Raw genomic sequence first — 12896 nt, 5'->3', positions numbered from 1 at the left:
CGACGTCCAGAACCAGGACGTGCTGCTCTTCATCGACAACATCTTCCGGTTCACGCAGGCCGGCTCCGAGGTGTCGACGCTGCTCGGCCGCATGCCGTCCGCGGTGGGCTACCAGCCGAACCTCGCCGACGAGATGGGCGTGCTCCAGGAGCGCATCACCTCGACGCGCGGCCACTCGATCACGTCGCTGCAGGCGATCTACGTGCCTGCGGACGACTACACCGACCCGGCGCCCGCGACGACGTTCGCGCACCTCGATGCGACAACCGAGCTGTCCCGCGAGATCGCCTCCCGCGGCCTGTACCCGGCCGTGGACCCGCTGACGTCGACGAGCCGCATCCTCGACCCGCGGTACCTGGGCGAGGACCACTACCGCGTGGCGACGACCGTGAAGCAGATCCTGCAGAAGAACAAGGAGCTGCAGGAGATCATCGCGATCCTCGGTGTCGACGAGCTCTCCGAGGAGGACAAGATCACGGTCGCCCGCGCGCGCCGGATCCAGCAGTTCCTCTCGCAGAACACCTACATGGCGACCAAGTTCACCGGTGTCGAGGGCTCCACGGTCCCGCTGAAGGAGACCGTCGAGTCGTTCGACGCGATCGCCAAGGGCGAGTTCGACGACGTGCCGGAGCAGGCGTTCTTCAACGTCGGCGCCATCTCGGACGTCGAGGAGAAGGCCGCGCAGATCGCGAAGGAGAACGGCTGACCATGGCCGACCTCACGGTCACCATCGTCTCCGCCGACGAGCAGATCTGGTCCGGGCAGGCGCACATGGTCGTCGCCCGGACCCAGGTCGGCGAGATCGGTCTCCTCGCCGGGCACCAGCCCCTGCTCGGGATCCTGTCGGCCGGCGAGGTGCGCATCACGACCTCGGACGGCGGCCGGATCGTCGCGAACGCCGAGGACGGCTTCATCTCCATGGAGAACGACACGGTCACGATCGCCGCGCGCGCCGCGGCGCTCGCCTGATCGCGCCCCGCACCGCCTTTCGTCGTTCAGGAGAATTCCGCGCGCAGCGCCGGGTCCTCCTGAACGACGAAGGGTGATCGTGCTGCTGCCGCCCTCCGAGACGAAGGCCGAGGGCGGCTCCGGCGTGCTCGACCCGGCATGCCTCGGGTTCCCCTCGTTGCGCGGACGGCGACGCACGGTCGCCGCGGCGCTGAAGCGCTTGCCGCTGCAGCAGGCGCCCGCGGTGCTGAAACTCGGCAGCCGGAACGCCCATGAGGCGCGCTGGAACCGGGAGCTGACGACCGGACCGGTGCGCCCCGCCGTCGAGCGCTACACGGGCGTTCTCTACGACGGGCTCGGCGCGTCGACGCTCTCGCCCGAGGCGCGTGCGTGGGCCGATGCGCACGTCGCCATCGCGTCGGCCCTGTTCGGGCTGCTGCGCGCGTCCGACCCGATCCCGCTGTACCGGCTCTCGGGCTCCACCGCGCTGCCCGGCCTGCCGCTCAAGGCGCACTGGCGGGAGGCGGTGTCGGCCGCGCTCGCCGCGACGGGGGAGTGGATGCTGGACGCGCGCTCGGAGGCGTACGTCGCGCTCGGTCCCGCGCCGGCCGGGAGCGCGTTCCTGCACGTGGAGACGCCGGAGGGCCGCGCCCTCAACCACTTCAACAAGCACGCGAAGGGCGAGCTCGTGCGCCGGCTGGCGGAGACCGGCGCGGCCGTGGGCTCGCGCGCGGACCTGCTCGCCTGGGCCGCCGACGCCGGTGTCGCGCTCGAGCCGCGCGGGGAGCGCGACCTGGTCCTGCGCGTCTGACCGGGAGGATGGGGAGCATGGCAGGGCAGGATGTGGCGGCCGTCGTCGCGCAGGCGCTCGACCTGGCGCCCGTGATCGACGGACACAACGACTGGCCCTGGGAGCTGCGGCTCCACCACGGCTCGGCCGTGGCGGGACTCGAGAGGGGCTTCCCCGGGCACACCGACATCGCCCGGCTGCGTGCCGGTGGGGTGGGCGCCCAGCTGTGGAGCGTGTTCGTCGAGGACCTGCCGCCGGGGACCGACGGGCCGGCGGCCGGAGCCGTCGTACAGACGCTCGAGCAGATCGACGTGGTGCACCGGATCGTCGAGGCGTACCCGGACGACTTCGTGCTCGCCCGCTCGGCCGCCGACATCGAGGCGGCCAGGGCCTCCGGGCGCATCGCCGCACTGCTCGGCGCGGAGGGCGGCCACCAGATCGAGGACTCGCCGGGCGTCCTCCGCATGCTCGCGGCGCTCGGCGTGCGGTACCTGACGCTGACCCACAACCGGAACAGCGCCTGGGCCGACGCCGCGACCGACGAGCCGACGCACGGCGGCCTCACCGACCGGGGGCGCGCGTACGTCCGCGAGCTGAACCGGCTCGGCATGCTCGTCGACCTCTCGCACGTCGCCCCGGCGACCATGCACGCCGCGCTGGGCGTGTCGAGCGCGCCGGTGATCTTCAGCCACAGCTCGGCCAGGGCGTTGAACGACCACCCGCGGAACGTGCCGGACGACGTGCTCGCACGCCTCGCCGGCAACGGCGGCGTCGTGATGGTGACGTTCGTGCCGCAGTTCCTCGACCGCGCCTACCGGGAGTGGGACGACGCGGGCCGCGTCGGTCCGGCGCCCCGGGTGCCGCTCGCGGTGCTCGCCGACCACGTCGAGCACGCCCGCGACGTCGCGGGCGTGCGGCACATCGGGCTGGGCGGCGACTTCGACGGCGTCGACGCGATGCCGGAGGGGATCACCGGGGTCGACGGCTACCCGCTGCTCCTCGCCGAGCTCGCCCGACGCGGGTGGAGCGCAGCCGACCTCGCCGGGCTGGCCGGGGCGAACGTGCTGCGCGTGCTCCGGGCGACGGACGACGCGTTCGCCGGAGACCGCGAGCCGACCGCGCTCGTGCGCTGACGGGTCAGCGCTCGGCGCGCCAGCAGCCGGCCACGTGGTCGTCGACGAGGCCGGCCGACTGCATCAGCGCGTAGACCGTGGTCGGCCCGACGAAGCGGAGCCCCTCGCGCTTCAGCGCCCTCGCCAGCGCTCTGGACGCGCTCGTCGTGGCGGGGATGTCGCCCGCGTCCTCCGGAGGCACGTGCTCGGCTTGCGCCGCCGGCTGGAACGACCACACGAGCCGGTCCAGGGCGCCGTCGCCGTCCCGCTCCCGCAGCGCCACGACCGCCCGGGCGTTGCCGATCGCGGCCTCGATCTTCTGCCGGTTGCGGATGATCCCCGCGTCCGCGAGCAGGCGCTCGACGTCGTCGCCGTCGAACGCCGCGACCGCGTCGGGCTCGAAGCGCGCGAACGCGTCCCGGAACGCCGCACGCTTCCGCAGCACGACGATCCACGACAGGCCGCTCTGGAACCCCTCGAGCGTCAGCTTCTCGTACAGGGCGCGGTCGCCGTGCAGCGGGACGCCCCACTCGTCGTCGTGGTACGCGGCGTACAGCTCGCCGGCGGCCCACGCGCAGCGCGCGCGCCCGTCCGGTCCGGTCACGGCTGACATGGTCGGCAGGGTAGTGGGAGCGGGGAGCACGCCGGGACGGTAGCCGCCGCGCCACGGCCGCGATCCGGTGGATCGGCGCCGGGCGGCGGAACCCGGCTGTGGAGGAGCGACGCGCGGGCCGGTCGTGCGGGAGGGGGCGGGTCAGGCCCGCCCGAGCCGCCCGGTGACGGCTGCGACGAGGGACGGGCGGCCGAGCAGCCGCTCCTCCGCGTCCGCGAGCTGCAACGACCCGATCACCGCGTTCACGCCCGCGAAGCGGAACGGCTCCGTCTCCCACCGCGGCGGCCGCTTGCCGACCCACGGGAGGGCGGTCAGCGGCGTGCTCCGGTCCGTCACGAGATCGGCGACGGTCCGGCCCGCGAGGTTCGCGGTGCTGACCCCGTCGCCGACGTAGCCTCCCGCGACGACGACGCGGCCCCCGGCGAGCGGCGAGACGAACGGATGCCAGTCCCGAGGCACGCCGAGCGGTCCGCCCCAGCGGTGCGTGATCCGCGCGCCGGCCGCAGCGGGGAACAGGGCGGCGAGCGCGTGCTCGAGGTGCCCGTGCACCGCGCGGGAGCGGTCGTACGCGGGTCGGATCGCGCTGCCGAGGTGGTACCTGGCGCCGCGGCCGCCGAACACGAACCGGTCGTCGGCCGTGCGCTGGCCGTACACGAGGTTGTGCCGGAAGTCGGTGACCGTGGCCCCGCGGGGCAGCCCGATCGCGTCCCAGACCGACGCCGGCAGCGGCTCGGTCGCGAGCACGAGCGAGTAGAGCGGGAGGATGCGGGTGCCGACCTGCGGCAGCTCGCAACCCCACGCCTCCGTGGCGACCACGATGCGCTCGGCGACCACCGTGCCCTCGGTGGTGGTGACCCGGCCGGGCGCCACCCCCGTGACCCGCGTCCGCTCGAAGAGCGCGGCCCCGCGCTCCTCTGCGGCCCGCGCCAGCCCGCGGACGAGCTTGCCCGGGTGGAGGCTCGCGCAGGCCTCGGTCCAGAGGGTCTCGCCGAGCACCGGGTCGGCCCTCCGCTCGGGCACCGGCGCGCCGGCCTCCGCGGCCTCCCGCTGCTCGGCCGTCGCGGCCCGGTCCGCGAGCGCCGACCGTATGAGGGCGTAGGTGCCCTGCCGGTCGAAGTCGCAGTCGATCCCGAGCGCGGCCGCCGCCCGGCCGACCTCGGCGACGGTGTCGAGCATGGCCCTGCTCATCGCGCGCGCCGCCTCGTCGCCGTGCCGCCGGGCGAGCTCCGCCGGGCCGACCGGGAACAGGGCGGAGGCCCACCCGCCGTTGCGCCCGGAGGCGCCGAAGCCGGCGAACTCCCGCTCGACCACGACGACCCGGGCGTGGGGCTCGCGCTCGAGCACGGACAGGGCGGTCCACAGGCCCGTGAACCCCGCGCCGACGACGCACACGTCGGCCGTGACGTCGCCGGGCAGCGCGGCCCGGGGCGCGAGGTCGTCGATGCCCTGCGCGACCAGGTCGTCGAGCCAGAAGCCTGCCGACCCGGCCGTGGTCACAGCCTCGCCCAGGCCTCGGTGAGCACCCCGCGCAGGATGCTCTCGATCTCGTCGAACTCGCGCTCGCCGATCGTCAGCGGGGGAGCGAGCTGGATCACCGGGTCGCCGCGGTCGTCCGCGCGGCAGTAGAGCCCGGCCTCGAACAGCGCCGACGAGAGGAACCCGCGCAGCAGCCGCTCGCTCTCGTCCTCGTCGAAGGTCGCCCTCGTGGCCTTGTCCTTCACCAGCTCGATGCCGAAGAAGTAGCCGTCCCCGCGCACGTCCCCGACGATCGGCAGGTCCCGCAGCCGCTCGAGCGCCGCGCGGAACAGGGGGCTCTTCTCCCGGACGCGCTCGTTCAGGCCCTCCTCCTCGAAGATCGCCAGGTTCTCGAGCGCGACGGCGGCGGACACGGGGTGCCCGGCGAACGTGTAGCCGTGGGCGAACGACGTGGTGCCGTGACGGAAGGGCTCGTAGATGCGCTCGGACACGATCGTCGCGCCGATGGGGGAGTAGCCGCTCGTCATCGCCTTCGCGCAGGTGATCATGTCGGGCACGTAGCCGTAGGTGTCGCAGGCGAAGGTGCTGCCGATGCGGCCGAAGGCGCAGATGACCTCGTCGGACACGAGCAGCACGTCGTGGCGGTCGCAGATCTCCCGCACCCGCTGGAAGTAGCCGGGGGGAGGCGTGAAGCAGCCGCCGGAGTTCTGCACCGGCTCGAGGAACACGGCGGCGACGGTCTCCGGGCCCTCGAAGAGGATCTGCTGCTCGATGCGGTCGGCAGCCCAGAGCCCGAACGCCTCCAGGTCGTCGGCCGGGGCGCCCATCTCGTCCGCGCGGTAGAAGTTCGTGTTCGGCACCCGGAACGATCCGGCGGGCAGCGGCTCGAACGGCGCCTTCATGCCAGGCAGGCCCGTGATCGAGAGCGCGCCGTGCGGCGTGCCGTGGTAGGCGTACTGGCGCGAGATGACCTTGTACTTGGTCGGCTTGCCGACGAGCTTGAAGTACTGCTTCGCGAGCTTGTAGGCGGTCTCGACCGCTTCACCGCCTCCCGTGGAGAAGAAGACGCGGTTCAGGTCGCCGGGCGCCTCGTTCGCGAGCCGCTCGGCGAGCTCGATCGCGGCGGGGTGCGCGTACGACCAGATCGGGAAGAAGGCGAGCTGCTCCGCCTGCTTCGCGGCCGCCTCCGCGAGCCGGCGCCTGCCGTGCCCGGCGTTCACGACGAACAGGCCGGACAGCCCGTCGATGAGCCGCTGGCCCTGAGCGTCCCAGATGTGGTGCCCCTCGCCGCGGACGATGACGGGCACGCCGTCCCGTTCGAGCGCGCTCTGCCGCGAGAAGTGCAGCCACAGGTGCTCCCGCGCCTTCCGCTGCAGGTCCGCGTCGGCGGAGAAGCGCGGGTCGGGGACGAGCTGCTCGGTGATCGTCATGGTGTTCCTTCTCTCGGTTGGTTCGAGGCCCGCTCCGCCCGCACCTCGACCGACGACGGGCTGAGTCCTAGCGGACGCCCCAGTGGTAGGCCTGCTTGCGCAGCTGGAGGTAGACGAACGTCTCCGTCGCGACGACCCCCTGCAGCTGCCGGATGTCGCTGTTCAGGAGCTCGATGAGGTCGTCGTCGTTCTCGCACACGACCTCGGCGAGCAGGTCGAAGGTGCCCGCCGTCATCACGACGTAGTCGACCGCCGCGAGCTCGGCGAGCCGGTCGGCGACCTCCCGGATGTCCCCGGAGACGCGGATGCCGATCATCGCCTGACGCGTGAAGCCCAGCTGCATCGGGTCCGTGACGGCCACGATCTGCATGACGCCCGCTTCGGTGAGGCGCTGCACGCGCTGCCGCACCGCCGCCTCCGACAGCCCGACCCGTTTGCCGATGTCGGCGTAGGAGCGCCGACCGTCCTCCTGCAGCTGGTCGATGATCGCCTTCGACACGTCGTCGAGGTGCACGGGCACCGCACGGTCGCGGCTGCGGGACGTCACGACAGACGAGTCTGGCAGGGGATCCTGCATGAGGCCATCGGATCCGTCGTCCGGAGTGGGCGGAAGTGCCGAAATGCTCTGCTCCACGTCGTCCGCCGTGCGGGTAGGTTCGTGCCATGGCGGCGACGACGACCCTCGGCAACTTCATCGGCGGCGAGCGGCGGGAGGGCGGCCCCGGCACCATCGACCTCGTCTCCCCGGTGACCGAGGAGGTCTACGGCACGTCGGTGGACTCGGGCGCCGAGCAGGTCGACGAGGCGTTCGCCGCGGCGAAGACCGCGTTCGCGACGTGGCGGGACACGACGCCCGCCGAACGACAGCTCGCGCTGTTCCGCATCGCCGATGCGATGGAGGCGCGCGCGGAGGAGTTCGCCGCACTCGAGTCGAAGGACACCGGCAAGCCGCTCGGGAGCCTCGTCGAGGACGAGATCCTCGTCTCCGTCGACCAGATCCGGTTCTTCGCCGGTGCCGCGCGGAACCTGGAGGGCCGCAGCGCGGGGGAGTACATGCGGGACCACACCTCCTTCATCCGCAGGGAGCCGGTCGGGGTGATCGGGCAGGTGACCCCCTGGAACTACCCGCTCAACATGGCCACCTGGAAGTTCGCGCCGGCGATCGCCGCGGGCAACACGGTCGTGCTGAAGCCCTCGGAGACCACGCCGTCCTCCACCCTGCTGCTCGCCGAGGTCGCGGCGGAGTTCCTCCCGGCCGGCGTGCTCAACGTGATCACCGGTGGCCGCGCCACGGGAGCGGCCATGGTCGACCACCCGACGCCGGCGATGATCTCGATCACGGGCTCCGTCCGCGCGGGCATGGCGGTCGCGAAGGCCGCCTCGAGCGACCTGAAGCGCGTGCACCTCGAGCTCGGCGGCAAGGCGCCGGTCATCGTGTTCGACGACGCGGACATCGAGCTCGCCGTCGAGGGCATCGTCACCGCCGGCTACTTCAACGCGGGCCAGGACTGCACGGCGGCCACCCGGCTGCTGGTGCAGGAGGGCATCCACGACGAGTTCGTCGCGGCGCTCGCCGAGTACGCGCGCGACCACGCCACGACCGGCGCCCCCGACCAGGACGTGCTGTACGGCCCGGTCAACAACGCCGACCAGCTCGCCAGGGTCGCGGGCTTCATCGACCGGCTGCCGGACCACGCCAGGATCGAGACCGGCGGCGCCCGCCACGGCGACACCGGCTACTTCTGGGACGCGACGATCGTGTCGGGCCTGCGGCAGCACGACGAGGCCGTGCAGAACGAGATCTTCGGGCCGGTGCAGACCGTCCAGCGGTTCACCGACGAGGCGCAGGCGATCGAGTGGGCCAACGACGTCGAGTACGGGCTGTCCTCCTCCGTCTGGACGCGCGACCACGGCACGGCGATGCGGGTCTCGCGCGCGCTCGACTTCGGCTGCGTCTGGATCAACACGCACATCCCGCTCGTCGCGGAGATGCCGCACGGCGGCTTCAAGCACTCCGGGTACGGCAAGGATCTCTCGAGCTACGGCTTCGAGGACTACACTCGGCTGAAGCACGTCATGTCCTACATCGGAGCGTGAGCGCGCCATCGCTGCGCCGGGTTCACGACGGATCGACGGCACTGGATCGATGGCACTTCGGGCATTCGACGGGGGACGGCTTCACGTGGTCGCAGGCGCCTTCTACTCGGGCGAGGTGCTCGAGCCGGGCGCGGACTGGCGCCTCCTCGTCACCGACCGGTTCCTCGGGGCGTTCGGCCCGTCGACGACCGTGTCGACCATGAGCACGCTCTGGCGGATCGCCGCCGACGAGACCCTCGGGCTGGACGCGCTCATCGCCGCCATCCCGGCGCGCGGCGTCTCGGCGGTCGACTCCTACGCGATCGCCGCGCTCGGCCGCACCACCACGTTCGTGGTGCGCGGCGGCGGATGCGCGGACGTGTCCGTCGGAGGACGGGTCCGGCGCGTCGACGCGCGCGGGTCGGAGCCGTGGTACGTCGCGGAGCTCACGGGCGTCGAGCGGTTCGCGCTCGGGCCGCTGCAGCGCTCGCCTGGCGACCTCGCGCAGCGGCCGCAGGACCTGCCGATCGACGGCGGCGTCGTGTTCGGCCCCTGGCTCGGCTGGGCGGTGGACTCGCAGACCCCGCCGAGATCGGCGCCCACCCCGGTGCAGCCCGCCGCCGTGCCCGAGTTCGACCCGCACGACACGAACGTGCTCGGCGACCTCGGGCGGCGCGCCGCGTCCCTCCGGAGGCACCGGGGCGAGCCGCCGGCCACGGCGCCGACGCCCGAGACCGAGACCGCCGCGGCGTTCCGGCTGGGCGACCGGCCGCCCGAGCGGGTGGACGCGCCCGTGTACGTCGGCCGCCAACCGCGCAGCCCGCGCATCACGGGCGGGGTGCTCCCGCGCCTCGTGCGGGTCGACAGCCCGAGCCGTGAGGTGTCCGCCACCCACATCGAGCTGCGGCCGACCCACCAGGGCCTGGTGCTCACCGACCTCGAATCCACGAACGGGACGGTGGTCCGCCAGCCGGGCACCGGGGTGCGACGCCTCGAGTCCGGCGAGTCCCTCCCGGTGGTTCCGGGTACGCTCATCGACATCGGCGACGGCAACGTCATCGAGATACTCGCCTACCGCTGACCCGGCACGCTCGTCGCGGCCGACCGCGAAGGAGCAGGCCGCACGGTGACGGAGATCGGATCGAGCAGCGGACCACGTCGGATCCCGCTGCCGGCGGACGCGGGCGCGGTCGTGCTCTCCTGGGGCACCGCGACCGATGTCGGCCACCGCAGGCAGGTGAACGAGGACAGCCTGATCGCCGTGCCGCCGGTGTTCGCCGTCGCGGACGGGATGGGCGGCCACGCCGCGGGCGACCTGGCCAGCCACGCCGTCGTCGACCGGCTGCAGTCCGCTGCGAAGGACGGATTCGTCACCCCTGCCGCGATCGGGCTCGCCCTCGCGCAGGCGGCCCACGACATCGCGCGGCTGGACGGCACCGCCCTCACGGGCGCGGGGACGACGGTGACCGGCGTCGCGCTGACCGTGTCGGGCGACGACCCGTACTTCGCGGTGTTCAACGTCGGCGACTCGCGCGTCTACCGGTGGTTCGAGGGCGAGTTCGAGCAGGTCACCGTGGACCACTCGGTGGTGCAGGAGCTCGTCGACGCGGGCGCGATCACGCGCAGCCAGGCGGAGACGCACCCGGACAGCAACGTCATCACCCGCGCGGTGGGCTTCAACGAGCCGCCGATGCCGGACTACTGGATGCTGCCGGTCGAGCCGGGCGTCCGGATGGTCGCGTGCTCCGACGGGCTGACCAAGGAGGTCGGGGAGGAGCGCATCCAGGCGCTCGTCTCGGCCGGGTCGCCTGCGGACGCGACCGCCCGCGCCCTGGTCCAGGAGGCGCTCGAGGCGGGCGGCCGGGACAACGTCACCGTGGTGGTCGTCGACGTGGTCGAGGTGGAGCCCGCCAGAGGCTGAGCACGGGGAGAGCGCCGCGTCCCCTCCTCCACAGCCGGAGATCGGACCCGATCGCGGAACCGGCCACGCGGCCGGGTCGCGCGCAGGTCAGGATGCCGGTCGTGACCGACCGCCTCGCGGTGCCGGTGCGGCCCGTGCCGCCCGACCCGCCGCCGTTCCCGCTGATCGGCGTGCTCGCCCCGCTCGTGCTCGCGGCAGGCATGTTCGCGGTGCTGCGCACCCCGACCGTGCTGCTGCTCGCGGTCTTCAGCCCGGTGCTCGCGATCGCGGCGGTCGTCGACGGACGGCTCCAGCTGCGGCGGCGGCGCCGTCGCGACGAGCAGCGGCACGACGCCGCGATGGGGGAGGCGGAGCGGGCGCTCGAGGTGCTGCGGTCGACCGCGAGCGCAGCCGCGACGGCCGCCGATCCCGGTCCCGCGGCGCTCGCGGCCGACGCTGCCGCCTGGGCGGGGAGGCCGCCGACGGGTCGCCTCGTCATCGGGACGGCGGACCTCCCGTGTCCGCCGATGGTGAGCGGCGTCGCCGGCGACGAGCGCGGGCGGGCGCTGCTGGCGGCAGGCGCGGTGCTGCCCGACGCCCCGCTCGTGGTCCCCGCAGGCACCGGCGTCGCGGTCGCGGGTCCGGCGCCGCTCGCCGCCGCGTTCTCGCGCGCCGTCGCCGTGGCGCGGCTGCGGGGGGAGGGCGGCACGGACGGCGCGACGCTGCTGGCCACCACGGCCGGCGCCGGGGCGGACGTGGTCGTGGAGATCGGTCCGGACGGCGGCGCGCGGGTCGTGCACGCGAGCGGACCGGCCGCGGGCTGCGGGATCCGAAAGTTCCGCCCGGCCCTGCTCACCGCGGACGTGCACGCCGCCGCGGTCGACCGCGGCGGTGAGGTCGGGCTCGGTGCGCTGCTCGACCGTCCAGCGACCGGCGGGCTCGCCGCGCGCTTCCTGCTCGGCCCGGACGGTCCGGTGGACGTCGACCTCGTGGCGGACGGCCCGCACGCCGTGGTGGGCGGGACCACCGGGAGCGGGAAGAGCGCCCTGCTCACGGCCTGGGTCCTGGCGCTGGCCGCTGCGCACCCGCCCACCGAGCTCGTGCTGCTGCTCGTCGACTGCAAGGGAGGGGCGGCCTTCGACCCGCTCGCCGGGCTCCCGCACGTCGCGGGCGTCGTCACCGACCTCGACGCCGAGGAGGCGGAGCGGGCCGTCGCGAGTCTCGCCGCTGAGCTGCGCCGCCGGGAGCTGGCGGTCCGCGAGGCGGGCGGTGCGGACCTCACCGCCACCGGGCTGCCGAGGCTGGTGGTCGTCGTCGACGAGTACCGGGCGCTCGTCGACCGGGCACCGGAGCTCGCCGCGCTGTTCGGGGACCTCGCCGCACGCGGGCGCTCGCTCGGGGTCCACCTCGTGCTCTGCACGCAGCGGCCCGTCGGGGTCATCAGGGAGGACGTGCTCGCGAACTGCCCGATCCGGATCGGGCTCCGGGTGCAGGACGCCGCGGACAGCAGGGCGCTCGTCGGCTCGGACGAAGCGGCCCTCCTCGGGCGGGAGCCGGTCGGCGGCGCCGTCCTCAGAACCGAGCGGCGCACCCGCGTGCGCGTCGCCGCCGTCGACCGCGACGCGGTCCACGCCGCCGTCGTCACGATCCGGGCGGGATCCCCACGGGCACGGGCCGAACCACCCTGGCTGCCGCCGCTGCCCGCGCGGCTCGCGCCCGGATCCCTCCCGCTCCCGCCCGCGCCGCTCGTCGCGCTCGGGCTGACCGATCTGCCGGACGAGCAGCGGCAGCCGGTGCTCGCCTGGGACCCGGTCCGGCAGCCGCGGCTGCTCGTCGTCGGGGATCCCGGCACCGGGCGCAGCACGGCGCTGGCCGCCGTCGCCGCCGGGCTCGGGGTCCGGCCGCTGCCACCCGACCCCGCGGTGCTCTGGGACCGGCTCCCGGAGGTGGAGCGGCCGCTGCTCGTCGACGACCTCGACCACCTGCTCGACCGGCTGGGCGACACCCACCGGACCGCTGCCGTGGAGCGCCTCGCCGCGCGGGGGCGGGTTCCCGCAGCCGCGCCCCCCCCGGTGTCGGTGCGGGGTGCCACCGCCGGGGCGGGCCGGCCGCGCCCACCGCGGTGACGGTGCGGGGTCCCTCTGCCTGGGCGGGCCTGCCGCTCCGCGCGGTGGCGGGCCTCTTCGACGAGACCGTCCTGCTGCGCCTCGGCCTGGACGATCATCTCGCGCTCGGCGCATCCCGGAGCAGCTGGTCGGGACGGCCGATGCCCGGCCGCGGCTGGTGCGCGGGAGCGCGCGTGCAGCTCGCGCTCGCGCCGCCCGTCCCGGCGGAGGAGGCGCCTCCTGGCACCCCGCTGCCGAGCGGCCCGCTGGTGCTCGTGACCAGGCGTCCGCGTGCTCGCGGGGATCGGCTCACCGACGCGGGATGGACGGTGCTGCCTGCGGGCGACCTGCCGGAGGCGGTGGGGCCGACGACGGCGCTCGTCGGGTCACCCGCCGATTGGCAGGGGGCATGGCGCGCGCTGGGGGCGCTCCGGGCGGAGCACCCG

13 protein-coding genes are annotated in these 12896 nt (G+C 74.3%); 9 read left to right on the top strand and 4 right to left on the bottom strand.

Features of this window, described 5'->3' with window-relative positions; genetic code table 11:
* From ACTHLI_RS09395 to ACTHLI_RS09380, 4 genes are all read left to right on the top strand, one after another.
* Window positions 1-706 (top strand): ATP synthase beta subunit C-terminal domain-containing protein (locus ACTHLI_RS09395; protein ID WP_440183018.1); only part of this gene is annotated, 706 nt, incomplete at its 5' end.
* Window positions 707-708: 2 nt separating this feature from the next.
* A complete protein-coding gene (locus tag ACTHLI_RS09390) occupies window positions 709-969 on the top strand; it encodes a F0F1 ATP synthase subunit epsilon (RefSeq protein WP_440183017.1) in 261 nt (86 codons plus the stop codon).
* A 73-nt stretch (window positions 970-1042) separates the two neighbouring features.
* Entirely contained in the window at window positions 1043-1759 is a 717-nt protein-coding gene (locus ACTHLI_RS09385) for a YaaA family protein (protein ID WP_440183016.1), read from the top strand.
* A gap of 17 nt (window positions 1760-1776) precedes the next feature.
* Window positions 1777-2871, top strand: coding sequence for a dipeptidase (locus ACTHLI_RS09380; RefSeq protein WP_440183015.1), 1095 nt, complete (start codon window positions 1777-1779; stop codon window positions 2869-2871).
* 4 nt (window positions 2872-2875) lie between these two features.
* Here the strand turns inward: ACTHLI_RS09380 and ACTHLI_RS09375 are convergent, their stop codons facing one another.
* The 4 genes from ACTHLI_RS09375 to ACTHLI_RS09360 form a co-directional block, all read right to left on the bottom strand.
* Complete coding sequence (locus tag ACTHLI_RS09375; protein ID WP_440183013.1) at window positions 2876-3463, bottom strand: DNA-3-methyladenine glycosylase I; 588 nt, start codon at window positions 3461-3463, stop codon at window positions 2876-2878.
* 141 nt (window positions 3464-3604) lie between these two features.
* Window positions 3605-4960, bottom strand: coding sequence for an NAD(P)/FAD-dependent oxidoreductase (locus ACTHLI_RS09370; RefSeq protein WP_440183011.1), 1356 nt, complete (start codon window positions 4958-4960; stop codon window positions 3605-3607).
* A complete protein-coding gene (locus ACTHLI_RS09365; protein WP_440183009.1) occupies window positions 4957-6369 on the bottom strand; it encodes an aspartate aminotransferase family protein in 1413 nt (470 codons plus the stop codon). The genes ACTHLI_RS09370 and ACTHLI_RS09365 overlap by 4 nt, the downstream gene beginning before the upstream one ends.
* A gap of 67 nt (window positions 6370-6436) precedes the next feature.
* Window positions 6437-6916 (bottom strand): Lrp/AsnC family transcriptional regulator, encoded by a 480-nt coding sequence (locus ACTHLI_RS09360; protein ID WP_440183007.1) that lies wholly within the window; start codon window positions 6914-6916, stop codon window positions 6437-6439.
* Window positions 6917-7032: 116 nt separating this feature from the next.
* Here ACTHLI_RS09360 and ACTHLI_RS09355 point away from each other — a divergent pair, with 116 nt between their 5' ends.
* The 5 genes from ACTHLI_RS09355 to ACTHLI_RS09335 all read left to right on the top strand — a co-directional run.
* Window positions 7033-8466 carry a gamma-aminobutyraldehyde dehydrogenase gene (locus ACTHLI_RS09355; RefSeq protein ID WP_440183005.1) on the top strand — a complete coding sequence of 478 codons (1434 nt, stop codon included), beginning with the start codon at window positions 7033-7035 and terminating at the stop codon, window positions 8464-8466.
* A 49-nt stretch (window positions 8467-8515) separates the two neighbouring features.
* Window positions 8516-9526, top strand: coding sequence for an FHA domain-containing protein (locus ACTHLI_RS09350; RefSeq protein ID WP_440183003.1), 1011 nt, complete (start codon window positions 8516-8518; stop codon window positions 9524-9526).
* A 45-nt stretch (window positions 9527-9571) separates the two neighbouring features.
* Window positions 9572-10366: a PP2C family protein-serine/threonine phosphatase gene (locus tag ACTHLI_RS09345; RefSeq protein ID WP_440183000.1), complete on the top strand. Its 795-nt coding sequence runs from the start codon at window positions 9572-9574 to the stop codon at window positions 10364-10366.
* Between the two features lie 101 nt (window positions 10367-10467).
* A complete protein-coding gene (locus ACTHLI_RS09340) occupies window positions 10468-12471 on the top strand; it encodes an FtsK/SpoIIIE domain-containing protein (protein WP_440182998.1) in 2004 nt (667 codons plus the stop codon).
* Between the two features lie 2 nt (window positions 12472-12473).
* A partial coding sequence (locus ACTHLI_RS09335) for a hypothetical protein (protein ID WP_440182996.1) occupies window positions 12474-12896 on the top strand: 423 nt, incomplete at its 3' end.

This window comes from Amnibacterium sp. (assembly GCF_051956055.1).
GTDB lineage: Bacteria > Actinomycetota > Actinomycetes > Actinomycetales > Microbacteriaceae > Amnibacterium.
Note: the sequence above shows the minus strand (reverse complement) of the source record. Positions and strands in the feature narration are given on the sequence as shown.

What these genes read in the sequence shown, in the direction of transcription:
- ACTHLI_RS09390 (WP_440183017.1), top strand. Translation starts at nt 709, where the DNA reads ATGGCCGACCTCACGGTCACCATCGTCTCCGCCGACGAGCAGATCTGG.
- ACTHLI_RS09355 (WP_440183005.1), top strand. Translation starts at nt 7,033, where the DNA reads ATGGCGGCGACGACGACCCTCGGCAACTTCATCGGCGGCGAGCGGCGG.
- ACTHLI_RS09375 (WP_440183013.1), bottom strand. Translation starts at nt 3,463, where the DNA reads ATGTCAGCCGTGACCGGACCGGACGGGCGCGCGCGCTGCGCGTGGGCC.
- ACTHLI_RS09350 (WP_440183003.1), top strand. Translation starts at nt 8,516, where the DNA reads ATGGCACTTCGGGCATTCGACGGGGGACGGCTTCACGTGGTCGCAGGC.
- ACTHLI_RS09365 (WP_440183009.1), bottom strand. Translation starts at nt 6,369, where the DNA reads ATGACGATCACCGAGCAGCTCGTCCCCGACCCGCGCTTCTCCGCCGAC.
- ACTHLI_RS09380 (WP_440183015.1), top strand. Translation starts at nt 1,777, where the DNA reads ATGGCAGGGCAGGATGTGGCGGCCGTCGTCGCGCAGGCGCTCGACCTG.